This is a genomic window from Stenotrophomonas sp. Ker107b, assembly GCF_053847245.1.
The window spans coordinates 337,672-361,072 of record NZ_JBSPHX010000003.1; the positions used below are offsets into that span (position 1 = coordinate 337,672).

The window sequence follows — 23,401 nt, forward strand, 5'->3', positions numbered from 1 at the left end:
GTGAAGCATTTGGCATGTCGTGTACACACCGCCCCGCGTACAGTGGCGCTGACATCAACGGAGCACCCGCCATGCAGATTCTCGTCACCGGTGGCACCGGCTTCATCGGCAGCCGCCTGTGCACGCGCCTGCTGGCCGAGGGCCACGACCCCATCGTCCTCACCCGGCGGCCCGGCCGGAACCCGCAGAAGGGCGTGCGCAGCGTTGCAGCGCTGGACGAGGTCGGCCCGGTCCAGGCGGTGGTCAACCTGGCGGGCGAGCCGCTGATGGAGGGCCGCTGGACCGATGAACGCAAGCAGGCGTTGCGCGATTCCCGGATCGGCACGACGCAGGCGCTGCTGGCCTGGATGGCCGCGTTGTCCGAACGCCCCCGGGTGCTGGTGTCCGGCTCGGCGATCGGCTGGTACGGCCCGCGCGACAGCGCGCCGCTGGATGAGACGGCCTCGCCCGGCCACGATTTCGCGGCGATGCTGTGCCGGCAATGGGAGGCCGAGGCGCTCAAGGCCGAGGACCTCGGCGTGCGCACCTGCGTGCTGCGGACCGGCATCGTGCTCGAACGTGAGGGCGGCGCACTGCAGAAGATGCTGCCGCCGTTCCGGATGGGGCTCGGCGGGCCGATGGGCGATGGTCGCCAGTGGATGAGCTGGATCCATCGCGAGGACCTGGTCGACATGATTCTGTGGCTGCTCACTCGCGATCAGGCACGCGGCGCCTACAACGGTACGTCGCCCGGCACGGTCACCAACCGGACCTTCGCCACCACGCTGGGCGAGGTGCTGCACCGCCCGGCACGGCTGACCACCCCGGCATTCGCCTTGAAACTGGGTTTCGGCGAAATGAGCGGACTGCTGCTGACCGGACAGAACGTGCAGCCGGCGCATGCCTTGGCGGAGGGGTTTGTTTTCCAGTATCCGTCGCTGGCGGCGGCCTTGCAGGCCCTCGTGGGCGCGCCGGATCGCTGAGGCGCCGATGTTCATCCGCCGCTGCCGACCGCTCATCGCCGGTCTGCAGCCGCTGCTCATGTAATTGCCCATCCCGCCTCGCCCCGCGCCACGCTCCATGCTCACCCAGCAGGAGCCTGCCATGTCGACCGTCCGTCCCCGCCGCATCTACTCCATCGCCCCGTTGGCCGCGCTCGCGCTGACCGCATGGGCCACCTTGGTCAGCCCGGCCCATGCGGCCACCGAGCGCTTCCAGGATCTGCAGGTCGAGGTGATCGGCAGCGGCCGGCCGGTGCTGATGATCCCGGGCCTCAACAGCGGTGCCGAGGTCTGGCGCGAGACCTGCGCCGCGCTGCAGCCGCAGGTGCAATGCCACCTGATCAAGCTGCCGGGCTTTGCCGGTGCGCCTGCGGTGGCCAGCGATGACTTTCTGAGCGCCATGCGCGATCGCCTGCTGGCCTACAGCGCGGACCGCAAGCTCGATCATCCGGCCGTGATCGGCCACAGCCTCGGTGGTGTGCTGGCGCTGCAGATGGCGATCGCGGCGCCGCAGAAGATCGGGCCACTGGTGATCGTTGATGCCCTGCCGTACTTCGGCGCGGTCCAGAATCCGGCCGCGACACCGGCCACGCTCAAGCCGATGGCCGAGCAGATGCGGTCCGGCATGCTCGCCGCCGACGCCGAGCAGTACGCGGCGCAGACCGACGCCGCGGTTGCCAACATGGCGCACGCCCCCGAGCAGGTTGCGACCTTGAAGCAGTGGGGACGCGACAGTGACCGTGCCACCACTGCCAACGCGATGTATTCGATGACCATGACCGACCTGCGCCAGCCGATCGCCGGCATCACGGCCCCTGTGCTGGTGCTGGGCGCGTGGGCGGCCTATCAGCCGTTCGGTGCGACCGAGGCCAGTACGCGGCAGGTATTCGCCACGCAGTACGCCGCGCTGCCAGGTGTGCGGATCGAGATGAGCCGCGCCGGCTACCACTTCCTGATGTGGGATGATCCGCGCTGGCTGCAGACGCAGATCCGGGGCTTCCTTGATCTGCCTGCAGCGCCCTGATCGAGACCGGCGTGGAGACGATGAGCGAGAAGCGGGCAGCACGCGATTCCGGTTTCTGGTGGCGCAACAGCGCGGTGTGGTTGGCCTACCTTGGCGTGAGCCTGCTTCTCGGGTTCACCTACGGCGGGCACTGGTCCGGCATCGTCCTGATCTCTGCGATGGTGTCGCTTTCCCTGTGGGCGGGCAGCGCGTTCATCCGCGGCTATGCGCTGCGGCATGATTGGTTGCAGCGCGATCTGCTGGGATTGACGTGGCGGCTGCTGCTCGCGGTGGTGATCGTGGCGGCGGCCGCCCAGGTGCTCACCGCTGCCGCGCTGTTGCCTGCGTTGGCCTGGGACTGGGTGCAGCTGCCGGGACAGCGTGCGAACTATCGCCCGGCCGCTGTCTTCGGCTACTGGTTCAATACCGCCATCGTGCTGAGCGTGTGGTGCGCGCTGTGGACCGGCCGCCGCGCGCTGCAGCGTGCGCGCCAGAGCGAAATGGCGCAGCTGCGCGCCGAAGCGCAGCGCGCGACGCTGGAGCACCAGGCACTGCGTGCACGGCTCAATCCCCACTTCGTGTTCAACGCGCTCAACAACCTGCGTGCGCTGATCAATGAAGACCCGGCGCGTGCACGCGACATGGTCACCCATCTATCCAGTACGCTGCGCCACGCCCTGGTGCATACCGACGGGGGCTGGGTCACCTTGGCCGAGGAGTGGCGCGTGGTGCAGGACTACCTGGCGGTGGAAGCGATCCACTACGAAGACCGCCTGCGGGTGCTCACCGACATCGAGCCGGTCGCGCTGTCCGCGCGGCTGCCGCCGATGGCGCTGCAGCTGCTGGTGGAGAATGCGATCAAGCATGGCATCGCGGTGCACCCCGGCGGCGGTGAGCTGACGATCCGCGTGCGCCTCGATGGTGGCTGGCTGCGGGTGGAGGTGGACAATCCGGCCGCGCACGACGCCAGCAGCGAAGGCCACGGCATCGGGCTGGCCTATCTGCGCGCGCAGCTGGGCAGCGACGCGGCGCCCTCTTCATCCAGCCGGGGCATGTTCCTGCTGGAGCGACTGGGCGAGCGCATGCTGGCCCGCCTGGAGGTGCAGCAATGAGTGCTTCACTGCGCGTGTTGATCGTGGATGACGCGCGACTGGCGCGCCGCGAGCTGCGCACCCTGCTGGCGGCGATCCCGTGGGTGGCGTGTGTCGGCGAGGCCGACGACGTGCCCGCGGCACGCGAGGCGATCCTGCGCGAACAGCCCGATCTGGTGTTGCTCGATGTGCAGATGCCCTCGGGCGAGGGCTTCGATGTGCTCGACGGACTGGAGACGGTGCCGATGGTGGTGTTCGTCACCGCTTACGACCAGTACGCGGTGCGCGCCTTCGAAACCAACGCGCTCGACTACCTGGTCAAGCCGGTGGAGGCAGGCCGCCTGCAGGCGGCGCTGGAGCGCGGTCGGGAGCGCCTCTCGGCACCGGCCGCCCCCGCTGCGACGGACAGCGTGCGCGATGCGCTGGGTGCCGAGGATCAGGTGTTCCTGCGCGATGGCGAACGCTGCTGGTTCGTGGCGCTCGGGGAGATCCGCAAGGTCGTGGTCGACGGCAACTACGCGCGGCTGTGGTTCCGCGACCAGAACGCGGTGCTGGCGCGCAGCCTCAGCACGCTGGAGGCACGGCTGTCGCCGGCGCTGTTCTTCCGCGCCAACCGCAATACCCTGGTCAATCTGCGACGTGTGCGTGCGATCGAACCATCCCTCGGCGATGGCTACGACCTGACCCTGGATGATGGCAGCCAGGTGGAGGTCTCGCGGCGACAGGCCCGCGAGCTGCGTGAGCGGCTGGCGCTGTAGGGCGCGCGCCGCGCACGTTACCCTGTGCGGGATCTCCGCCACCTGACTGTGCCCATGTCCATCGTCCTCACCGCGTTCGCCCGGCCCCGCCTGTTCCCGCGCGTGCCGCGCGGCAATACCATTCAGGACTGCAGCGCCGAGCAGTTCGAACAGCACCTCAATACGCACGCGCCGTTCAAGGTGCTCGATGGCTACGCGCCTTTCTGCAAGCTGCATGTGTACGAAAACTGGACCTCCACGCGCTGCCTGACTGTACCGATCACCGAGGGCAACCGTCACCAGCTGCGCAGTGGTTATGAAGCGCGCAACCGCGAGGAACTGCCGGTGCTGGTGCGCTGGTTTGAAGGCGTGGAATCGCCGCGCGCGAACTACCTGGTGGTGATCCTGTACAGCGCCGAGCAGTTGGCCAAAGAGGGCTCCCCCATCGATGCGGAGTGGGGGATCGTCGGCTGCATCTACACTGCCGAGCCGGAGGAAGTGCCGATGGCCCCGATCACCATGATGCGCAACGCACTGGGCGTGGAAGAGGGTGGCTCGGGCGTGCCGCTTGATCGCCAGGCGTATCAGCGCGCGGTGACGTTCTGGGACAGCAACGCCAACTGGCGGCCCTGAGGCGCTGGAACCGGCCCGCGGCCGGCACTACCGGTCAACGGGCTTTGCCGATGCTTGCGTAGCTGCCGCCGGTGAGCTGCAGCAGATCGGCCGGTGCCAGCGCCACCTCCAGCCCACGCCGCCCGGCACTGACGTGCACGGTCGGCAGCATCTGCGCGCTCGCCTCCAGGAAGGTGCGGTGCTTCTTTTTCTGCCCCAGCGGGCTGATCCCCCCGACCAGGTAACCGGTCGCGCGCTGCACCGCCTCGGCGTTGGCCATCTCGCACTTCCGGCAGCCGGCCGCTGCGGCGAGTGCCTTGAGGTCCAGGGTGCCGCTCACCGGCACGATCGCCACCAGCAGCTCATGCTTCTCGGTGCTTGCCAGCAGTGTCTTGAACACCTGCGCCGGATCCAGCCCGAGCTGCTCTACCGCCTCGCCACCATAGGACGTGGCGGTGGCGTCATGGTGGTAGGACAGCACGCTGTGCGCGATGCCGAGCGTCTTGAGCAGGTTGATGGCGGGGGTCATGGCGGCATCCTAGCGCGGTGCGGACCGGCTGCCTTGACCGAAGCTACTGCCGTCGCTGCGATAATGGCGGCGTTCCCGTCTGGAAAGTTCCCATGCGCCTCTCTGGTCAATGCAACGCGCTCAGCTTCGATGGGGATGTGGCGCGCGGACCGTATCCCCCTCAGGGGTTTGTGTCGATCGCGGAAGGCGCGCTCGGCAATGGCGATTGTTTCGGGCTGTATTGGCCGTTGGGGCGCGAGGGAGACGCGCCCTTCGTCTGCGAGATGTTCCATGATGAATGGCGCATGGAACTGCGCCATTCCTCGGTGCAGGTGTTCTCGCGCTGGCTGGAGCTGAACGAAGGCGAGTATGGCGAGCATGAGGTCGAAGATCCCGGTTCGCCCTCCGAGCGGTTGGAGCAGGCGCGCGCGCAGGTGCTGGCAGCGGAGGTCGAGCAGGCCATTGAACTGCTGCGCGCAGCCTGCACCGCGTTCCCGGAGCTTCAGCAGGGCTGGGCGCTGCTGGCAAGCCAGTACATGCGGCAGGGGCAGCGCGATGCGGCGATCGATGCGGCACGTTCGGCGGTGCTGGCCAACTGGGCGTTTGGCATTCCCGAGGCCGGCGTACTGCGCATCCTGCGCGCTGCCCCGGCCAGCACTGACCCGGTAATCGCAATGGCGCAGCGGATGGGCTTCGCGTTTGGCGGCGCAAAGACCAATCCGGATTACGCGCTCATGCAGGCCTGCATCGATGAATGCTGGGCCGCCGGTGACACCCTGACGGCGCTGCGCCTGTCGCAGAACCGCTGCTACGTGCTTGCTGGCGAAACGGTCTCTTTTCAGGAGCGCGAAGGGTTCATGCTGTCGCGCTGGCAAGCGGACTTCGCCGGGCAGTGCCAGGCCGTCCTCAACGACGACCGCAGGGGTTTCAGCCAGGACTGAAGGGCATCGCACAAAAAAAACGGGCGCCTTCCGGCGCCCGTCTGTTTTCAACGCAACTGGACCGGCGTGCCGATCAGTAGCGGTAATGCTCCGGCTTGAACGGACCTTCCACCGGTACGCCGATGTAATCGGCCTGTTCCTGGCTCAGGGTGGTCAGCTTCACGCCGATCTTTTCCAGATGCAGGCGCGCCACTTCTTCGTCCAGCTTCTTCGGCAGCAGGTACACCTTCTTCTCGTAGCTGTCCTTGTTCGCCCACAGGTCGATCTGTGCGAGCGTCTGGTTGGCGAACGAGTTGGACATCACGAAGCTCGGGTGGCCGGTGGCGCAGCCCAGGTTGACCAGACGGCCGTCGGCCAGCAGGAAGATCGCATTGCCGTTGTCGAAGATGTACTTGTCGACCTGCGGCTTGATGTTGATCTTCTGCACGCCGGCCAGCGCGTTCAGCGCATCGACCTGGATCTCGTTGTCGAAGTGGCCGATGTTGCAGACGATGGCCTGGTCCTTCATCGCGCTCAGGTGCTCGATGCGGATGATGTCCTTGTTGCCGGTGGTGGTGACGTAGATGTCGCCACGGCCCAGGGTGGATTCGATGGTGTTGACCTCGAAGCCTTCCATCGCCGCCTGCAGGGCGCAGATCGGATCGATCTCGGTGACCACGACGCGCGCGCCGTAGGCACGCAGCGAAGCGGCGCAGCCCTTGCCCACGTCACCGTAGCCGCAGACCACGGCAACCTTGCCGGCCAGCATCACGTCCATCGCGCGCTTGAGGCCGTCGGCCAGCGACTCACGGCAGCCGTACAGGTTGTCGAACTTGCTCTTGGTGACCGAGTCGTTGACGTTGATCGCCGGGATCAGCAGGGTGCCTGCCTGGGCCAGCTGGTACAGACGGTGCACGCCGGTGGTGGTCTCTTCGGAGACGCCCTTCCAGTCCTTGACCACGCGGGCCCAGTAACCCGGGCGCTCCTTGGCCACGCGCTTGAGCAGGTTCTTGATGACCTGCTCTTCGTGCGAGGCGGCCTTTTCATCGACCCAGGTGCTGCCGTTTTCGAGCTCATAGCCCTTGTGGATCAGCAGGGTCACATCGCCGCCGTCGTCCACCACCAGCTCCGGGCCGGTCAGGGTGCCGTCGGGCAGGGTGAAGGTCAGCGCGTCCAGGGTGCAGTCCCAGTACTCTTCCAGGGTTTCACCCTTCCAGGCGAACACCGGGGTGCCCGATGCGGCGATCGCCGCGGCGGCATGGTCCTGGGTCGAGAAGATGTTGCACGAGGCCCAGCGCACGTCGGCGCCGATGTCCTTCAGGGTCTCGATCAGCACCGCGGTCTGGATGGTCATATGCAGCGAGCCGGTCACGCGCACGCCCTTCAGCGGCAGGGTGGCGGCGTGCTTGCGACGGATCGACATCAGGCCCGGCATTTCATGCTCGGCGATGTCCAGCTCCTTGCGGCCCCAATCGGCCAGGGAGATGTCGGCAATCTTGTAATCGCCTTCGGTGGAGAAGGTCTTGGCAACAGCGTTCATTCAAAGCTCCGGTGTAATGACGAGTCGATACTCGTGTTCGCCGGGCGCCGTTGGAACCAATCCTGGCCACCGAGCCTGGCCGCCCCCGGACAAGTCCGGCACGGTCGCAGCGCCCCTCGGTGGAGGGTCACCCATTATATCGCGGCCGGTTGCATTGGCATGAATCGGTCCCTGCCCCCAACCATCGGCAGGGGGGCGATCGGCGCGCGGCTGTTAAGGTCGGGGGTTCGTATCAGTACAGGCACAGAACATGACACGCACCCCCGGTCGACGCGCTCCACAGTGGCGGCATACCTTGATCCTCGGCCTGGCCCTGCTGGCGGTGCCGCCATTGGCGCTGGCCGCCACCCCGGCCGCGAAGACCACTGCGCCGACCGCAGCCGCCGCCCAGGGCGATCAGGGCGGCTACCAGCTGCCGTCGCCGGTCCTGCAGGCCGTGGTCGATGCGCCGCGTGCCCCGACGCTGAGCCTGTCCCCGCGCCGTGATCTGGCCGCGCTGCTGCAGACGCCGCCGCTGCCGTCGATCAACGACGTCGCCCAGCCGGAACTGAAGCTGGCCGGCCTGCGCATCAACCCGGCCACGCATTCGGCCAGCCGCTTCAGCTTCGCCGACAAGCTGTGGCTGATGAGCGTCGCCGATGGCAAGGAGCGCCAGATCAGCGGGCTGCCGCAGCCGTTGTCGATCGCCACCTTTGCCTGGTCGCCGGACCAGAAGTACATCGCCTTCAACCAGGTGCACGCGGCCACCCACACCAATGAACTGTGGATCGTTGATGTCGACGCCGGTTCGGCGCGCCGCCTGGTCGGTGATCTGAACACGGTGATGGGCGATGGCTACAGCTGGCAGCCCGACAGCCGGGGGCTGCTGGTGATGCAGCAGCTCAAGGGCCAGGGCGCGGCACCGGCCGCCGGCGGCATTCCGACCGGCCCGGCGATCCAGCAGACCGAGGCCGACGCCGGTGTGCGCACGATCCGTACCTACCAGGACATGCTCAAGAACGAGGCCGATGCCCGCCTCTTCGACTACTACGCCAGCGCGCAGCCGGCCAAGGTCGCCCTCAACGGCGTGACCACGCCGCTGTCCACCGGCGGGGTGTACTGGGATGTCACGCTCTCCCCGGATGGCCGTTACCTGCTGAGCGAGCGGGTGGTGCGTCCTTACTCCTATCTGGTGCCAGCCAGCGCGTTCGCGCGTCGCATCGAAGTGCTGTCCGCGGTGGATGGCAAGCTCGAACACACCGTCGCCGACCTGCCATTGAAGGAAGGCCTGCCGACCGGCAACGATGCGGTGGCCACCGGCGTGCGCCGGATCGACTGGCGCGCCGATGCCCCGGCGACCCTGGTCTGGGCCGAAGCGCAGGATGGTGGTGACCCGAACCGCGAGGCCAAGGTGCGCGATGCGGTGCTGATGCAGGCGGCGCCCTTCGATAAGCCGCCGGTGACGCTGGCGCAGCTGGGCAGCCGTTATGCGGGCATCCAGTGGGGCCGTGGCGATCTGGCGCTGCTCAACGAGTCGTGGTGGAAGAACCGCGAGGTCAAGCAGTGGCGGATCGCGCCGGATCAGCCGGAGAAGGCGGCCGAGCTGTTGTCGGCGCGTTCCTCTCAGGACCGTTACAACGACCCGGGCCGCCCGGGCCTGGTGCGCGACGTCAACGGTCGCTCGCGCCTGCAGGTCAGTGCCGACGGCCGCAGCATCTTCCTGTACGGACTGGGGGCCTCGCCGGAAGGCGACCGTCCGTTCGTGGACCGTTTCGATCTGGACAGCAAGCAGACCACCCGCCTGTTCCACTCACAGGCGCCGTCCTACGCCGCGCCGGTGGCGCTGCTCGACCAGGAAGGCACCTCGCTGTTGTTGACCCGCGAATCGCCTGATGAGCCGGCCAACTTCTACGTGCAGTCGCTGGCCGATGCCACTGCTTCGCCGAAGGCGCTGACGCACTTCCAGCACCCGTTGCCGCAGCTGCGTGGGGTGAGCAAAGAGCAGATCCGCTACAAGCGCAACGACGGCGTCGACCTGACCGCCACGCTGATGCTGCCGCCGGGCTACAACGCGAAGAAGGACGGTCCGTTGCCGCTGCTGATGTGGGCCTACCCGGGCGAGTTCAAGACCGCCGAAGCCGCCAGCCAGGTCACCGATTCCCCGTACCGCTTCAACGCGATCAGCTACTGGGGTCCGCAGGCGTTCCTGGCCAAGGGCTACGCGGTGCTGGTCAGCCCTTCGATGCCGATCATCGGCGAGGGCGACAAGGAGCCGAACGACACCTACCTGCCGCAGCTGATCGCCAATGCCGAGGCGGCCGTGAATGAAGTGGTGCGGCGTGGCGTGACCGACCGTGAGCACATCGCGATCGGCGGCCACTCCTACGGTGCGTTCATGACCGCCAACCTGCTCGCGCATACCCGCCTGTTCAAGGCCGGCATCGCGCGCAGCGGTGCGTACAACCGCACGCTGACCCCGTTCGGCTTCCAGGCCGAAGAGCGCAACTACTGGCAGGCGCAGGACGTCTACCAGAAGATGTCGCCGTTCAACTACGCCGACAAGATCAAGGACCCGATCCTCTTCATCCACGGCGTGGACGACAACAACTCCGGCACGTTCCCGATCCAGAGCGAGCGCATGTTCGCCGCGGTGAAGGGGCTGGGCGGGACGTCGCGGCTGGTGATGCTGCCCAACGAATCGCACGCCTACCGTGCACGCGAATCGATCATGACCATGCTGGCCGAGAGCGAGCGCTGGCTGGAGCAGACCGTCGGTCCGGGCAAGCCGATCAAGAAGCAGCGCTGAGGCGGGAGGTACCGGCCGTTGGCCGGTACGGGAAAGGATGGGGAGTGCCGGCCGTTGGCGGCCGGCACTACCAGATGTAACTATTTGCGCGACGCAGCAATGACCCCATTGTGGGTTAGGCTTGAGCGGATTCCGTTCCCGAGGCCAGTGCGTCGCAGATGAACGAGTACCGTAGCAGCATCGTTTTTGCCACTCCCGATATTCCCCTGCGTGACGATGTACGCCGACTCGGCGCACTGGTCGGCGACCTGCTCGCCGAGCAGGTCTCAACGCAGTTTTTCGAAGATGTGGAACAGGTGCGTACGCGCGCCATCGCCCGCCGCGAAAGCGACGCCCCGCTGTCCGATCTCAACGATGCCCTGACCGGCCTGCCGCCGGCGCGCGCCGAAGCGATGGTGCGTGCCTTCAGTACCTACTTCCAGGTGGTGAACATCGCCGAGCGCGTGCACCGCATCCGCCGCCGCCGTGACTACCAGCGTGCCGGTACGGCCACGCCGCAGCCGGATGGCCTGCAGGATGCACTGGTCAATCTCAAAGCGCAGGGCGTGACCCTGGCCGAGTTGGCGCAGTGGCTGCCGCGCATCGACATCGAGCCGGTGTTCACCGCCCATCCGACCGAAGCGGTCCGCCGCGCGCTGCTGGAAAAAGAGCAGTTGATGGTCGCCAGCCTGGTCGACAACCTCGACGGCCAGCGCACGCCCGGTGAAGCCGCCGCCGACGCTGCGCGTTTCCGCATGGCCCTGACGGCGTCGTGGCAGACCACCGATTCCTCGCCCGTGCGCCCGACCGTGGACGACGAGCGGGAGCATGTCGGCTTCTATCTGGTGCAGGTGCTGTACCGGGTGATTCCGGTGCTGTACGAATCGCTGCAGCAGGCGCTGCTGGATACCTACGGCGAGGAACTGCCGCTGCCGCGCCTGCTGCGCTTCGGCACGTGGGTGGGCGGTGACATGGACGGCAATCCCAACGTGGATGCCGGCACCATCCGCAACACGCTCGATGCGCAGCGCCAGGCCGTACTCGGCCGCTACCAGAAAGACCTGCTGCAGCTGGCCAGCCTGCTCAGCCAGTCCACCGAGCGGGTGGCGGTCAGCGATGCGCTGCAGGCGCGCGTGGACCATTACAAAACGCTGCTGCCCAAGGTCACCTCGCGGCCGCGTCACGCCGATATGCCCTATCGCCTGCTCAACGACCGCATGCGCGCACGCGTGCAGGCGACGATGGACGATGCGGACGGTGCGTATGCGTCCCCACAGGAGCTGACCGACGACATCGAGCTGATCCTGCGCAGCCTGCACGACAACAAGGGCGACCATGCCGGCGGTTTCGCGGTGCGTCGCTTGTTGTGGCGGGTACGCACCTTCGGCTTCCACCTGGCGCGGTTGGATGTGCGCCAGGAGTCCAGCGTGCACGGCCGGGCGCTGGCCAGCGTGCTGGATGGGCAGGAGGCCTGGGACGCCGCTGATGCGGTCACCCGCGCGGCGCGCCTGGCCCCGTTCGCCAGTGGCGAGCAGGCGTTGCCCGCGAGCAACGAAGAAGGCGGCGAACGGCTGGATGCGGTATTCGCGGCGCTGGCCGATGCCCGTCACCGGCACGGCGCCGACGCGTTGGGCAGCTACATCATTTCGATGGCGCATGACCGCAGCGATGTGCTCGCCGTGCTTGCACTGGCCCGTCGCGGTGGGCTGGTGGATGACGCCGGCGCGGTGCCGCTGGACATCGCGCCGCTGTTCGAAACGGTGGACGATCTCAAGCGCGGTACCGACACCCTGCGCGATCTGCTGGCCGACCCGGTCTACCGCACCCATCTGGCCTCGCGCGGCGATGTGCAGATGGTGATGCTCGGCTATTCGGACAGTGGCAAGGACGGCGGTATCGCGGCCTCGCGCTGGGGCCTGCAACGTGCCCAGGTGGAACTGCTGGACGTCGCTGCCGACAACGACATCCGGCTGACCTTCTTCCACGGCCGTGGCGGCTCGATCAGCCGCGGCGGCGGCAAGACCACGCACGCCGTGGATGCTTCGCCGCGTGGCAGCATCGACGGCCGTCTGCGGGTGACCGAGCAGGGCGAAGTGATCCATCGCAAGTACGGCATCCGCGCGCTGGCGCTGCGTTCGCTGGAACAGTCCACCGGTGCGGTGCTGCGCTCCAGCCTGCGCCCGCGCGCAGCGGAACCGCGCGAGGAACAGTGGCGCCCGGTGATGGACCTGATCGCGCAGAAGAGTTCGGAGGCGTACCGCGCCTTTGTCGGCCAGAAAGACTTCATGCAGTACTTCCGCCTGGCCACGCCCATCGACGTGATCGAGCGGATGACGTTGGGCTCACGCCCTTCGCGCCGTCTGGGCGAGGATGCCGCACTGACCAACCTGCGCGCGATTCCGTGGGTGTTCGCGTGGAGCCAGGCGCGGGCCGTGATCCCGGGCTGGTATGGCGTCGGCAGTGGTCTGCAGGCGGCGATCGACGCTGGTCACGAAGGCCTCCTGAAAGAGATGGCGCGCGACTGGCCGTTCTTCAGCACCTTCCTGGACGACATCGCGATGGTGCTGTCCAAGGGCGACCTGACCATCGCCGAACAGTTCTCGCAGCTGTCCGGTGCGTTGCATGGCCGCTTCTTCCCGCAGATCCAGGGCGAGCTGGAACTCACCTCACAGTGGATACTGGCACTGACCGGGCAGGACGCACTGCTGCAGCACGATCAGCGTCTGGCGCTGTCGATCCGCCTGCGCAATCCCTACATCGATCCGATCAGCGTGCTGCAGGTGGACCTGCTGCGCCGCTGGCGTGAAAGCGGGGGCGAAGACGACGATGTGCTGCGCGCACTGGTGGCGTGCGTGAACGGTGTTTCGCAGGGCGTGCAGAACACCGGATAGGCCATGCCGGGTAGTGGCGGGTAGGCCGGTAGGGCTCAGACCCGCTCGACCAGATCACCCGGTGCGGGCGGATTGGATGCCAGCAGCTCCAGGTGACGCTGCTCCATCTCTTCGCGCAGCTGGCGGCGGATCAACGCGGCGGCATGCCGGCGGCGTTCGTCGGCGGTCTCCAGCACCAACGGCGGCACCGGGGTCGGCTTGCCGTCGTCGTCCACCGCGACCATGGTGAAAAAGCAGCTGTTGGCGTGGCGCACGCTGCGCTTGAGGATGTCCTCGGCCACCACCTTGACCCCGATTTCCATCGAGGAGGTGCCGGTGTAGTTCACCGAGGCCAGGAAGGTGACCAGCTCGCCGACCGCGATCGGCTGGCGGAACATCACCTGGTCCACCGACAGGGTGACCACGTAGCTGCCGGCATAGCGGCTGGCGCAGGCATAGGCGACCTGGTCGAGCAGGCGCAGCACCGCGCCGCCGTGCACCTTGCCGGAGAAATTCGCCATGTCCGGCGACATCAGCACCGTCATGGAGAGCTGGTTGGATTTGAATTCGGGCATGGGTCGATTGTAGCGGGCGATGGCAGGCCCGGTAGTGCCGGCCGCTGGCCGGCAGGCTGAAACGACGACGGGCCGCTATCGCGGCCCGTCGTTGCTTCTTCGATAGTTGCCGCGCTGCGCGCGGCCAGCCGGCCAGCGGCCGGCACTACCTACAAAGTGAAAGGGCCGCTTTCGCGGCCCTTTCGAGGTCTTACTTCAACTTCGCATCCGCGCGCAGGGCGGCGGCGCGATCGGTCTTCTCCCAGGAGAAGGCGGTCGCGTTGACCTGTTCGCCAGCACCGTTGGTGTAGCTGAACTCCTTGGCTTTGCGGCCGAAGTGGCCGTAGGCCGCGGTCTGCTGGTACATCGGGTGGATCAGGTCCAGCATCTGGATGATGCCGTACGGACGCAGGTCGAAATGCTTGCGGATCAGCTTCTCGATCTTGTCATCGCTGATCTTGCCGGTGCCGAAGGTGGTGACCGAGATCGAGGTCGGCTCGGCCACGCCGATGGCGTAGGAGACCTGCACTTCGCAACGGTCGGCCAGGCCGGCGGCAACGACGTTCTTGGCGACGTAACGGGCCGCGTAAGCCGCCGAACGGTCGACCTTGGACGGATCCTTGCCCGAGAACGCACCACCACCGTGACGGGCCCAGCCGCCGTAGGTGTCGACGATGATCTTGCGGCCGGTCAGGCCACAGTCGCCCACCGGGCCGCCGATCTCGAATTTGCCGGTCGGGTTGATGTGGAACTTGGTGCCCTTGTGCAGCCACTTGGCCGGCAGCACCGGCTTGATGATCTCTTCGCGGACGGCCTCGATGAGGTCCTTCTGCTTCACGCCCGGGGCGTGCTGGGTCGACAGCACCACCGCGTCGATGGCCGAGACGGCACCGTTTTCATAGCGCAGGGTGACCTGGCTCTTGGCATCCGGGCGCAGCCAGGACAGCGGCGAGTTCTTCTTCTTGCGGATCTTGGCCTGCTGCTCGACCAGGCGGTGCGACAGGTGGATCGCGGCCGGCATGTAGCTGTCGGTCTCGTTGGTGGCATAGCCGAACATCAGGCCCTGGTCGCCAGCGCCCATTTCTTCGGGCTTCTTGCGGTCCACGCCCTGGGCGATGTGCGGCGACTGCTTGCCGATCAGGTTCAGCACGCCGCAGGTCGCGCCGTCGAAGCCGACGTCGGAGCTGTCGTAGCCGATGTCCAGGATCACCTTGCGGGTCAAGGCTTCCAGGTCGATCCAGGCGCTGGTGGTGATTTCACCGGCGACGATGGCCACGCCAGTCTTGACCATGGTTTCGCAGGCCACGCGCGCACGCTTGTCCTGGGTCAGGATCGCGTCCAGCACCGCATCGGAGATCTGGTCGGCAATCTTGTCCGGATGGCCTTCGGAGACCGATTCGGAGGTGAACAGGTAGCTGGACATCAGGCGTAATATCCTTTGATTCGGATGGAAAGATGGCCGCGAATGATACACGGCAAGTCGCGCACTTGCATTGTGCGTCAGCACGGGTTGCCGGTGGTTAAGCTCGCGTGCCCGTCGCAGGGCCCTGTGTGACGGGATTGCGTCCCAGCGTCGCCGCCCAGTGTTCCACGGGCGTGACAAATGGCCCGCGGGCCCTCCCGGTCGGCGGGCGTGGCAGACGCTCCAGTCCTGAGCGTGTCACCCGGCCGTCGTCAAACCGCCATCGGGCTGTCGCCGGGGCCGTGCAGGCTTCGGCGCATCCGGCCGCCGGACCTGAGGAGCACGCCATGCACGGATTCGAGCAGCGCGACGCGCGGGAGGCCGCCACGCGGCCCGTGACGACCCTGGCGCCCCATCGGCGGGCCGTCTTCCTGTCTGACGTGCACCTGGGCTCACGCCATTGCCATGCCGCCGAACTGGCCCGGTTCCTGGCCGAGCTGCGTTGCGAACGCCTGTATCTGGTGGGCGACATCATCGACCTGTGGTGGATGGCGCACCGCCGGGCCGCCTGGCGGCCGGCCCACAGCGAGGTGATCCAGGCGCTGCACGCGCTGCAGCGCACCGGCACCGAGATCATCTACATCCCCGGCAACCACGATGCTTCGCTGCGCAAGGTCTGCGGGCTGATGCTGCCGGCCATGCAGGTGCGTCGGCGGGCGATCCATGTGACCGCGGACGGGCGCCGGCTGCTGGTCGTGCACGGTGATGACTACGACGGTGTCACCCACTTCGGAGGTCTGCAGGAGAAGTTCGGGGACTGGCTGTACTACCGCATCCTCACCGGCAACCACCTGCTCAATGCCGCGCGACGACGGCTCGGCCAGCGCTACTGGTCGCTCTCCGAATTCCTCAAGAAGCGCAGCGGCGCGGCCGAGCGTTACATCGAACGTTTCGTCCAGGCCGGGCTTGCGGATGTGCGGCGGCGTGGACTGGACGGCATCGTCTGCGGGCATATCCACCGTGCCGCGCTGGTCGAACGCGACGGGCTGATCTATGCCAACGACGGCGACTGGGTGGAAAGCCTGACCGCGTTGGCCGAAGACCCGGATGGGAGCCTGCGGCTGCTGGATCACACCGGGCAGACCCTGGTGGCGCTGCCCGGCAGCGCCGCATTGGCCAGAGCGGCCTGAGCAGAACGGCAGAGGCGCATGACCAGTCCCGGCTGCTAGCATCGGCCGATGGACTCCTTTACCCAGATCGTTCTCGGCGGCGCAGTCGCCGCCGCCATCGCCCCGGCCGGCCATCGCCGCGCGGCCCTGTTGGCCGGTGCCGCACTCGGCACCCTGCCGGACCTGGATGCGCTGGTACTGGCCTTCACTGCTGCCGATCCCGTGGCGCTGATGGTCGAACACCGCAGCTACAGTCACTCGCTGCTGGTGCTGCCGTGGGTGGCCGCGCTGATCTGGTGGTTGTTCAAACGGTTTGGTCACGGCCGCGTGGCGCAGGCGCCGGGGCGCTGGTTCTGGGCGATCCTGCTGGCGCTGATCACCCATCCGCTGCTGGATGCCTTCACCGTTTACGGCACCCAGCTGTGGTGGCCGTTCACCCCGCACCCGACGATGTGGGCCAGCGTCTTCATCATCGACCCGCTGTATACCGTGTGGCTGCTGCTCGCCTGCGCAGTGGCATGGTTCGCGCGGGCGCGCCCGCTGGCGCAGAAAGCGCTGGTGGCCGGGCTGGTGCTCAGCAGTGGTTACCTGGGCTGGTCGTTGCTGGCCAAGCACACCGTCGATCGCGAAGCCGACCGCGCGCTGGCCGCGATGGGGCTGGGCGATGCCCCGCGCTTCTCGGTGGCGATGCCATTCAACACACTGCTCTGGCAGGTGGTGGCGATGACGCCCAACGGCTACGTGATCGGCGAGCGTTCGCTGATCGCCGACCACGGCCCGATGACCTTCGAGGGCCATCCCTCCAACGTGCAGGCCCTGCGCCAGGCGGCCGAGCTGCCGGCCGTGCAGCGGCTGAACTGGTTCAACCGCGGCTTCATGCGTGCCCAGGTGGTCGATGGCGAACTGCGGCTCAGCGATCTGCGCATGGGGCTGGAGCCGGAGTACACCTTCACCTTCGCGGTTGCGCGGGCCGAGGGCGAGGGCTGGGCCGCGATCACACCGCGACAGCTGCGCCCGGCGTATGAAGGGGAGCAGGGCAGGACGATGCTGAAGCGCCGGTTCGCGGCCCTGTGGCAGCGCATCTGGCATGCGCCGCCGAGCACGGACGTGATCGCACCGAAGGCAGGTTGGACGGAGGCACCGTGACCGAACGGTTTGAAATGGAGATCAATGGCACGCGCTACACGCGGCTGGCCGATGTGCCGCCGGAATACCGCGCGCTGTTGCTGGATGTGACCCCGGGCCGCTTCGCCGAGCAGCCGGCGGTGCCGTTGCGCGAGATCCTGCACAAGGCCAAGGCGCAGCCGGACCGCGCGCGCCAGCAGCAGGTGCTGTTGGACGAGCTGCGCAAGGTCGATCCCGAGCGGGCGCGGCGCATGCAGAACAAGATCACCGAGCGCAGCCAGCGGCCGGCCACCGGTACCCTGGAAGTGGGCAACACACCCACCGCACGCCCGCGCGAAGGCGCCCGCAACACCGCCGGTGGCAGCACGGTGGCCCCGGGGGATCGGGGCGGACTGGGTATCTGGGTGTTGCTGGCGGCAGCGGTCGTGGTGACCCTGGTCGCCTGGGCGACGCGATAGCGCCGCGCTGCGATCAATACACCGTTGCGCGGGCCTGCACGAAGGAGAAGAAGAACACCGCGTTGGGGTCGTTCTGGACCAGGCTGAACTCGCGGCGCATGCCGTCCACCGTTTCCTGGTCGACCAGGCCGGCCTCCAGCAACGGATCGGCGGCCGACAACAGCAGCTGCTCCCAGAACGCGATCATGGTCTTGCGACGGGCCGGTTCGCGGTTGTCCAGGTGGATGGTCTTGATCTCGGTGTGCACGTCGCGGAAGCCACCGGCCAGCAGCAGGTTGCCGAGCTTGGCGCCGACGAACGGATCGCCACCGTGGTCGTACTGGAAATCGTTGAAGGCCATCCAGTAGCGCCAGATATGCGGCGAGTACGGGTCGAGCAGGAACGAGGCGTTCATCACTTCGGTGACGTACACCGGCGAGCCCGGCACCAGCACGCGGCGCACTTCGTTGAGCACCCGCGCCGGTGAGGGCACATGCTCCAGCACCCAGCACAGGAAGGCCGAGTCGAACTCGCGCGCGCCGAACGGCAGGTTGCCGGCATCGGCCTGCAGCAGCGTGTAGCGCTCGCGGCACCATGGCGTCCTGGCCAGGTTGGTGGCGGCGGTGGCCAATTGCGCCTCGCTCAGGTCCACGCCGGTGACATGCAGTTCCGGGAACCGCCGCAGCAGGATGTCCGTCTGTGCGCCCACGCCGCTGCCGACTTCCAGCAGGCGCGTGGCGCCGCTGTAATCGATGCCGCTGAAGATGCTCGATTCGAACAGACGCGACTGGGTGACCAGGCGGTGCTGCTCGGTATCGGAGAAGCCGTGGAGATAGGTCGGTGCAGTGATGGGCGGGGTCATGGCGAAGGCTCAGGCAGCGGACGACAACGACTCGCCGGCGGCGAGGGCGTCGAAATATTCGGTGGTCAGGGCGACCTGGCTGGCCGCATCCTCGGCGCGGTTGACCACCGCACGGAAGGCGGCGTTTTCCGGCCGGTCCTTGGCGTACCAGCCCAGGTGCTTGCGCGCGATGCGCACACCCTGCTGCTCGCCATAGAAATCATGCAGCGCATGCAGGTGGCCCAGCAGCAGGTCGCGTACCTCGGCAACCGACGGCGGCGCCAGCAGTTCGCCGGTGGCGAGGTAATGCGCGACCTCGCGGAAGATCCACGGGCGGCCCTGGGCCGCGCGACCGATCATCACCGCATCCACGCCGGTCTGCTTGAGCACCTGCGCGGCCTTCTGCGGCGAATCGATGTCGCCGTTGGCGATCACCGGAATGCGCAGCGCGGCCTTGATCGCGGCGATGGTCTCGTACTCGGCGGTGCCGGTGTAATGCTGGTCGCGGGTACGCCCGTGCACGGCCAACGCGGCGATGCCGCTGTCTTCGGCGATGCGGGCGATCCGCGGGCCATTGCGGTGGTCGCAGTCCCAGCCGGTGCGGATCTTCAGGGTGACCGGTACGTCCACCGCGTTGACCACGGCGGTCAGGATGCGCGCGACCAGATCTTCATCGCGCATCAGTGCCGAACCGGCCCAGGCGTTGCACACCTTCTTGGCCGGGCAGCCCATGTTGATGTCGATGATCTGCGCGCCGTGGTCCACGTTGTAGCGCGCGGCCTCGGCCAGCTGCTGCGGCTCGGTACCGGCGATCTGCACGCTGATCGGGTCCGGCTCGCCGGCATGGTCCATGCGGTGGAGCGATTTGCGGGTATTCCAGAAGCGCGGATCGGAGATGGTCATCTCCGAGGCAGCCAAGCCTGCACCCAGCTGTTTGCACAGCAGGCGGAAGGGCTTGTCGGTGACACCGGCCATCGGCGCCAGCACCACGTTGGGCTGGATGTTGTAGGGGCCAATCTGCATGCAGGCATTGTAGTGCCGGCCGCTGGCCGGCAACCACGCAGGTACCGTCACCCGTTCAGGCCGATCTGGAAGGGCCTGATGCGCTCCGGTCATGAGCATATGCTTGACGATTGCTTCCGTCGTCCCCAACGGCCGGGGATGCTGGGCAGTTACGCCCTGCGCAGCCGGCGTTGCGACACCGGTGAGCGTTCACGGCGCCGGACCACACGCATAGGCCAGCACCGCCAGATGCCGCTGCGGGTCGAGCCCGAGCAGGGCCAGCACAGCGGCGTCGTCGAACGAGCCGATCGCGCAGCCGGCGACGTTCATCGCTGCCACTTCCTGCCCCAGCGCCCCCAGCCAGACCCCGGCCTCGATCAATACGAAGCGGCCACCGCGCTCGCCGTATTTGGCCAGCGTCCCAGCCGGTTCGGCGATCAGGAACAGCACGGCCGCCGGGCGCTCGGGCCAATCCACGCCGAGCAGCTTGGCCAGCGTCGGCCATGCGGGGCAGGGCGCCACCGGCACCAGCGCATGTTCACGCGGGTCGTACCAATGGATGCCTGGCTCTGCGGCGATCGCATCGTCGCTGCCGTACAGCGCGGCATAGGCCTGGATCGGGTACTTGGCCCCACCGGACGGCAGGCGCCGCGTGTCACTGTCGCCGGGCCGTGCCCGCAGCGGGGCCAGCACACGGCCCAGCTCCTTGGCGCCCCAGCGCGCGTCACCGAAGCGGCGGCCACTATGACGCTGTGCCAGAGCGTCACCGGGAAGCACCGGGTCCGGCAGGGCGATGCCGGCGGCTGCATGCAACGGCCGCGGCGGTGACCAGGCACGCGCGGCATCCTCGGCGATGCGCGCGCGCATCACCTCCGCGCGCGCAGGCGTGAGTTCGCCGTTGTGCCAGAACAGATGGAACAGGGGGGCATCGTCCCAGGGGGAAGGCGGTGATGGCATGTGGTCCTCGTGGATCAACCCAAGGGATGCGGGAAGGGATTGGGAAACGCGCCGCGGTGCGGCACGCCGGGATATCGCCAGGCCACGTCCTGGCAACGGCCGCCGAGGAACGGTGCACGCTCGTCGGCGTGCAGGCCGCTGAGCTGCGGCGACAGCACCCGCATCACCCGCAGCCCGGCTGCGGCGACATCGGCGGTGGTCAACTCGCGGTAGTACAGCGCGATGCCGGCACTGCCCAGCCGGCGCCGCAGCAGATCGAGCTCGGCGATGGCGCGCGGTGCGGCGGGCGGGATCGCCGCGACCGGCAGGGGCAACTGCAAGGTGCTGCGGCCCGCCTCCCCGAGCAACGGCAGCTGCGGCCAAAGCTCCGGACGCAGGGTGTAGAACGCGGCATGTTCATCGAAACTGCGCAGTGCTGCCGGATCGCGCGGCAGCCGGGCGCTTTCGCGGCCACACAGATGCGCGGCAAAGGTCAGCGCCTGCTGCCATTCCAGCAGCGCCTTGTGCAGCGCCTCGCCCGGATCGGCGCGGCAGGCGATGCCCAGCACGTGGCGGGGGCGGCCTTCGAACGGGATGCTGCCGGCGACCGCGATCACCGGGTGCGGGTTCCAGTGCTGGGTCAGGTCGAAGGCCTGCAGTTCACCGCCGCGCGCGTCTACATGGGCATGCCATTGCGGCGGCAACGCGATCCGCCGGCCGGCCACGCCATTGAGCCATGTCACCGCCAGTGCATCGCGCTCCAGCAGCTCCTGGGCGGCCCGCAACAGCGCCAGCCAGGCGCCATCGCGGCCATCGCGCCACGCCGCCAGCCCACTGGACGTGGACGGCAAACGCGCCAGGCCACGGCGCGGCCCCAGTCCGACCAGTTCCTGCGGCACCCAGACCATGCGGTTGTCATCCAACGCGTGCACCGCCGCGAACAGATCGTCATCGCGTTCGGGCATCGGCCACGGGAAGCCGGGCGTGGCGCGTTGGCGTGCCGAGAACAGGGCGAAGGCCGATTCGTCCAGGCGGTGTGCGGGTGTCAGCGCATCACGGCGACGCACCTCCACGCTCGCCTGCGCCGCCGCCAGCCGCTCCAGTGCCTCGGCGACCGCGCCATCGGCGGCCGCCTCGGCATCCAGGGCGACCGCGCCTGACACCCCCTGCCAGGGATTGGCCGGATCGGCCGGGGTGGCGGCGTTGTGCACGCGCCGTCCGTCGAACAACGGCCCGGTTGCATCGCACGGACTGGCCTCGATCGGCTGCGCCGGGCGTACCAGACCACAGCGCGCACGCGCCGCACCATGCAGCAGGTGCGAGGACAGCGTGGGCGTTTCCGGCTGCGCCGCCTGCACGGCGGCGCGGCTCATTTCATCACGCTCAGCCAGAGCATCATCTCGAAGGCGCCGACGGCGAACAGGCCCAGCAGCAGGGCGATGCCGATGCCGATGCCGCGCCCGAGCGAACGCCCCGAGCGCTCGTAGACGAGGGCGTAAATCCCGACATACAGCCCGACGGCAACGAACAGGCCGAATATCGGGTTGGCGGTGCTCATGAAGATGCCGCCGCCGAGCGCAGCCAGCGGCAAGGCGAACAGCCCCAGCAACACCCGACTGCTGCGGCTCAATCCGGCCACCGGTACAACGGGGACGGTCGTCTCCGGAGCGTGCGGATTGGCAGCATCAGGCGGCGCCTGCGGCAACGCAGGTGGCTGGGGGTGGAGGTCCGTACGGGTGTCGACGCTGGCGACCGTGGCGTGTGCGTCGCTGCTGACGGCGGCAGGCGTTACGGAGTCCAGCTTGCCAAGCACCACCGCCGACAGCACCGAGGTGCCGAGCAGGGTGACGATGCAGGAACTGCAGGTGGTCGACGTCGAGCCGCCGCCTGCCGCGGCAAGGTCCTGGCGTGAAGCACTGGCATCGAACTGGGTCGGCAGGCGATACATGAGGTCACTCCATTGACCGGGGCGGAAACGCCCGGCGCGTGGCGCACATTATCACGGGCGCCCGGTGTCCCAGGGCAAGGACAGCGGTGGCGGCAGCGACACTTCGCCGCCCTGGCAGGCGGGGCACCACGGCAGCCGCAGCACCCGGTCGCGCTCGCCGTGCAGGCGATGCAGGTCGAGCCAGACGCTGCGTTCGAGATAGCCCAGCAACAGCGGCGGCTGATCCAGCAACGGCGCGACCAGCGCCGCGATCCGTGCCGGTTGCGCTGCGACCGCCGGCATCGCCGGCACGGGTGCTTCGCCCCAGCGGCGTAGCACCCGGTTGCCCAGGCAATACACACAGGCGCTCTGGCCGGGCACAACATAGGGGCCCAGCGCAAGCGTGTGGTGATAGCTGAGGTCGAGCAGCAGATGCGGTTGTGTCGGCATCTGCGTGCGGTAGCGGGCCAAGGCCTGTTCCCACCCCAGCCCGTGCCGGACCAGCACGAGGAGGTCGGCATCGGCGACCGCATCGACGCGCTGCAGATCCGCGCCGGCATGCTGGTCGAAGGCGTCGGCCAACCCGGGCAGCGGTTCGCCGAGCCAGTCGAAAGCGTAGCGCGTCACTCTGCGCGCGGCGCGCAGCGGCACCAGCACACCGAGACGTATCAACTGGCGGACCGCCGGGCCGCACTCGGCATCGTCCTGCAGGATCGCCAGCGTGTCGTTTTCCCAGTGGCCGAGGATCCGTTCGATGATCGTCGGGGTATCGGCCTCATCGACCACATACAGTTCGTCGGCGCCACCGGACACCAGCAACAGCTGGCGCTGCGCATGGGTCTGCGAAAACAGCGCCCATGCCGGATTGCGCGTCCAGCGCGGTTCGCCCACGTGCGCACCTGTGTGTTCCTGACTGCCTGCTGCTGCCACTGCGTACAGTCCGTGTATCCGCGAAACCGCAAGGATAGCGGCAAACAGGCGGG

The 23,401-nt window shown here is 67.9% G+C and carries 21 protein-coding genes and 1 riboswitch; of the genes, 11 read left to right on the forward strand and 10 right to left on the reverse strand.

Annotated features, from left to right (window positions below):
* Nucleotides 1-71: 71 nt before the first annotated feature.
* The 5 genes from ACWV8V_RS16760 (at nucleotide 72) to ACWV8V_RS16780 (ending at nucleotide 4,444) form a co-directional block, all read left to right on the forward strand.
* On the forward strand, nucleotides 72-962 hold the full coding sequence (locus ACWV8V_RS16760; protein ID WP_455900257.1) for a TIGR01777 family oxidoreductase: 891 nt from the start codon (nucleotides 72-74) through the stop codon (nucleotides 960-962).
* A gap of 121 nt (nucleotides 963-1,083) precedes the next feature.
* Nucleotides 1,084-2,004 (forward strand): alpha/beta fold hydrolase, encoded by a 921-nt coding sequence (locus ACWV8V_RS16765; protein WP_455900258.1) that lies wholly within the window; start codon nucleotides 1,084-1,086, stop codon nucleotides 2,002-2,004.
* 20 nt (nucleotides 2,005-2,024) lie between these two features.
* Nucleotides 2,025-3,095 carry a sensor histidine kinase gene (locus ACWV8V_RS16770; protein ID WP_455900311.1) on the forward strand — a complete coding sequence of 357 codons (1,071 nt, stop codon included), beginning with the start codon at nucleotides 2,025-2,027 and terminating at the stop codon, nucleotides 3,093-3,095.
* On the forward strand, nucleotides 3,092-3,832 hold the full coding sequence (locus tag ACWV8V_RS16775; RefSeq protein WP_455900259.1) for a LytR/AlgR family response regulator transcription factor: 741 nt from the start codon (nucleotides 3,092-3,094) through the stop codon (nucleotides 3,830-3,832). Before ACWV8V_RS16770 ends, ACWV8V_RS16775 begins: the two co-directional genes overlap by 4 nt.
* A 54-nt stretch (nucleotides 3,833-3,886) precedes the next feature.
* A complete protein-coding gene (locus ACWV8V_RS16780; RefSeq protein ID WP_455900260.1) occupies nucleotides 3,887-4,444 on the forward strand; it encodes a DUF3228 family protein in 558 nt (185 codons plus the stop codon).
* Nucleotides 4,445-4,478: 34 nt separating this feature from the next.
* On the opposite strand, the gene ybaK is transcribed toward ACWV8V_RS16780, so the two are convergent.
* On the reverse strand, nucleotides 4,479-4,952 hold the full coding sequence (gene ybaK / locus ACWV8V_RS16785) for a Cys-tRNA(Pro) deacylase (RefSeq protein ID WP_455900261.1): 474 nt from the start codon (nucleotides 4,950-4,952) through the stop codon (nucleotides 4,479-4,481).
* A gap of 17 nt (nucleotides 4,953-4,969) precedes the next feature.
* Here ybaK and ACWV8V_RS16790 point away from each other — a divergent pair, with 17 nt between their 5' ends.
* Complete coding sequence (locus ACWV8V_RS16790; RefSeq protein ID WP_455900262.1) at nucleotides 4,970-5,872, forward strand: tetratricopeptide repeat protein; 903 nt, start codon at nucleotides 4,970-4,972, stop codon at nucleotides 5,870-5,872.
* 73 nt (nucleotides 5,873-5,945) lie between these two features.
* Here ACWV8V_RS16790 and ahcY read toward each other — a convergent pair whose 3' ends face one another.
* A complete protein-coding gene (gene ahcY, locus ACWV8V_RS16795) occupies nucleotides 5,946-7,391 on the reverse strand; it encodes an adenosylhomocysteinase (RefSeq protein ID WP_123728366.1) in 1,446 nt (481 codons plus the stop codon).
* A 35-nt stretch (nucleotides 7,392-7,426) separates the two neighbouring features.
* Nucleotides 7,427-7,515, reverse strand: a riboswitch (S-adenosyl-L-homocysteine riboswitch).
* 126 nt (nucleotides 7,516-7,641) lie between these two features.
* Between ahcY and ACWV8V_RS16800 the strand changes: the two genes are divergently transcribed.
* Together ACWV8V_RS16800 and ppc are read left to right on the forward strand one after the other, a co-directional pair.
* Entirely contained in the window at nucleotides 7,642-10,176 is a 2,535-nt protein-coding gene (locus ACWV8V_RS16800) for a prolyl oligopeptidase family serine peptidase (RefSeq protein WP_455900263.1), read from the forward strand.
* Nucleotides 10,177-10,334: 158 nt separating this feature from the next.
* A complete protein-coding gene (gene ppc, locus ACWV8V_RS16805; protein ID WP_259261852.1) occupies nucleotides 10,335-13,046 on the forward strand; it encodes a phosphoenolpyruvate carboxylase in 2,712 nt (903 codons plus the stop codon).
* Nucleotides 13,047-13,081: 35 nt separating this feature from the next.
* Here the strand turns inward: ppc and ACWV8V_RS16810 are convergent, their stop codons facing one another.
* Together ACWV8V_RS16810 and metK are read right to left on the reverse strand one after the other, a co-directional pair.
* Nucleotides 13,082-13,600, reverse strand: coding sequence for an acyl-CoA thioesterase (locus ACWV8V_RS16810; protein WP_070471768.1), 519 nt, complete (start codon nucleotides 13,598-13,600; stop codon nucleotides 13,082-13,084).
* 190 nt (nucleotides 13,601-13,790) lie between these two features.
* Entirely contained in the window at nucleotides 13,791-15,002 is a 1,212-nt protein-coding gene (gene metK, locus ACWV8V_RS16815; RefSeq protein ID WP_019182462.1) for a methionine adenosyltransferase, read from the reverse strand.
* A gap of 326 nt (nucleotides 15,003-15,328) precedes the next feature.
* Here metK and ACWV8V_RS16820 point away from each other — a divergent pair, with 326 nt between their 5' ends.
* The 3 genes from ACWV8V_RS16820 to ACWV8V_RS16830 are packed head-to-tail and all read left to right on the forward strand — an operon-like array spanning nucleotide 15,329 to nucleotide 17,733.
* On the forward strand, nucleotides 15,329-16,171 hold the full coding sequence (locus ACWV8V_RS16820) for a UDP-2,3-diacylglucosamine diphosphatase (RefSeq protein WP_455900264.1): 843 nt from the start codon (nucleotides 15,329-15,331) through the stop codon (nucleotides 16,169-16,171).
* 48 nt (nucleotides 16,172-16,219) lie between these two features.
* The gene (locus ACWV8V_RS16825) at nucleotides 16,220-17,296 is read left to right on the forward strand and encodes a metal-dependent hydrolase (protein WP_455900265.1); all 1,077 of its coding nucleotides are present in this window, start codon (nucleotides 16,220-16,222) and stop codon (nucleotides 17,294-17,296) included.
* A complete protein-coding gene (locus ACWV8V_RS16830) occupies nucleotides 17,293-17,733 on the forward strand; it encodes a hypothetical protein (RefSeq protein WP_455900266.1) in 441 nt (146 codons plus the stop codon). Before ACWV8V_RS16825 ends, ACWV8V_RS16830 begins: the two co-directional genes overlap by 4 nt.
* A gap of 13 nt (nucleotides 17,734-17,746) precedes the next feature.
* Here the strand turns inward: ACWV8V_RS16830 and ACWV8V_RS16835 are convergent, their stop codons facing one another.
* The 6 genes from ACWV8V_RS16835 to ACWV8V_RS16860 form a co-directional block, all read right to left on the reverse strand.
* A complete protein-coding gene (locus ACWV8V_RS16835; RefSeq protein WP_455900267.1) occupies nucleotides 17,747-18,574 on the reverse strand; it encodes a methyltransferase domain-containing protein in 828 nt (275 codons plus the stop codon).
* Nucleotides 18,575-18,583: 9 nt separating this feature from the next.
* Nucleotides 18,584-19,576: a tRNA dihydrouridine synthase DusB gene (gene dusB, locus ACWV8V_RS16840; protein WP_259261858.1), complete on the reverse strand. Its 993-nt coding sequence runs from the start codon at nucleotides 19,574-19,576 to the stop codon at nucleotides 18,584-18,586.
* A 189-nt stretch (nucleotides 19,577-19,765) separates the two neighbouring features.
* Nucleotides 19,766-20,512, reverse strand: a complete 747-nt coding sequence (locus tag ACWV8V_RS16845; RefSeq protein WP_455900268.1) for a SagB/ThcOx family dehydrogenase — start codon at nucleotides 20,510-20,512, stop codon at nucleotides 19,766-19,768.
* A gap of 14 nt (nucleotides 20,513-20,526) precedes the next feature.
* Complete coding sequence (locus tag ACWV8V_RS16850) at nucleotides 20,527-21,864, reverse strand: YcaO-like family protein (RefSeq protein WP_259261860.1); 1,338 nt, start codon at nucleotides 21,862-21,864, stop codon at nucleotides 20,527-20,529.
* Nucleotides 21,861-22,439 carry a hypothetical protein gene (locus tag ACWV8V_RS16855; protein WP_455900269.1) on the reverse strand — a complete coding sequence of 193 codons (579 nt, stop codon included), beginning with the start codon at nucleotides 22,437-22,439 and terminating at the stop codon, nucleotides 21,861-21,863. Before ACWV8V_RS16855 ends, ACWV8V_RS16850 begins: the two co-directional genes overlap by 4 nt.
* A gap of 51 nt (nucleotides 22,440-22,490) precedes the next feature.
* Nucleotides 22,491-23,309 carry a hypothetical protein gene (locus tag ACWV8V_RS16860; RefSeq protein WP_455900270.1) on the reverse strand — a complete coding sequence of 273 codons (819 nt, stop codon included), beginning with the start codon at nucleotides 23,307-23,309 and terminating at the stop codon, nucleotides 22,491-22,493.
* Between the last annotated feature and the right edge of the window lie 92 nt (nucleotides 23,310-23,401).

Bases quoted from the DNA above. Each gene is read 5' to 3' on its own strand.
- dusB (WP_259261858.1), bottom strand. From the start codon at position 19,576: ATGCAGATTGGCCCCTACAACATCCAGCCCAACGTGGTGCTGGCGCCG.
- ACWV8V_RS16760 (WP_455900257.1), top strand. From the start codon at position 72: ATGCAGATTCTCGTCACCGGTGGCACCGGCTTCATCGGCAGCCGCCTG.
- ACWV8V_RS16820 (WP_455900264.1), top strand. From the start codon at position 15,329: ATGCACGGATTCGAGCAGCGCGACGCGCGGGAGGCCGCCACGCGGCCC.
- ACWV8V_RS16810 (WP_070471768.1), bottom strand. From the start codon at position 13,600: ATGCCCGAATTCAAATCCAACCAGCTCTCCATGACGGTGCTGATGTCG.
- ppc (WP_259261852.1), top strand. From the start codon at position 10,335: ATGAACGAGTACCGTAGCAGCATCGTTTTTGCCACTCCCGATATTCCC.
- ACWV8V_RS16765 (WP_455900258.1), top strand. From the start codon at position 1,084: ATGTCGACCGTCCGTCCCCGCCGCATCTACTCCATCGCCCCGTTGGCC.
- metK (WP_019182462.1), bottom strand. From the start codon at position 15,002: ATGTCCAGCTACCTGTTCACCTCCGAATCGGTCTCCGAAGGCCATCCG.
- ACWV8V_RS16770 (WP_455900311.1), top strand. From the start codon at position 2,025: ATGAGCGAGAAGCGGGCAGCACGCGATTCCGGTTTCTGGTGGCGCAAC.
- ACWV8V_RS16800 (WP_455900263.1), top strand. From the start codon at position 7,642: ATGACACGCACCCCCGGTCGACGCGCTCCACAGTGGCGGCATACCTTG.
- ACWV8V_RS16845 (WP_455900268.1), bottom strand. From the start codon at position 20,512: ATGCCATCACCGCCTTCCCCCTGGGACGATGCCCCCCTGTTCCATCTG.
- ybaK (WP_455900261.1), bottom strand. From the start codon at position 4,952: ATGACCCCCGCCATCAACCTGCTCAAGACGCTCGGCATCGCGCACAGC.
- ACWV8V_RS16835 (WP_455900267.1), bottom strand. From the start codon at position 18,574: ATGACCCCGCCCATCACTGCACCGACCTATCTCCACGGCTTCTCCGAT.
- ahcY (WP_123728366.1), bottom strand. From the start codon at position 7,391: ATGAACGCTGTTGCCAAGACCTTCTCCACCGAAGGCGATTACAAGATT.
- ACWV8V_RS16855 (WP_455900269.1), bottom strand. From the start codon at position 22,439: ATGTATCGCCTGCCGACCCAGTTCGATGCCAGTGCTTCACGCCAGGAC.
- ACWV8V_RS16780 (WP_455900260.1), top strand. From the start codon at position 3,887: ATGTCCATCGTCCTCACCGCGTTCGCCCGGCCCCGCCTGTTCCCGCGC.
- ACWV8V_RS16775 (WP_455900259.1), top strand. From the start codon at position 3,092: ATGAGTGCTTCACTGCGCGTGTTGATCGTGGATGACGCGCGACTGGCG.
- ACWV8V_RS16825 (WP_455900265.1), top strand. From the start codon at position 16,220: ATGGACTCCTTTACCCAGATCGTTCTCGGCGGCGCAGTCGCCGCCGCC.
- ACWV8V_RS16850 (WP_259261860.1), bottom strand. From the start codon at position 21,864: ATGAGCCGCGCCGCCGTGCAGGCGGCGCAGCCGGAAACGCCCACGCTG.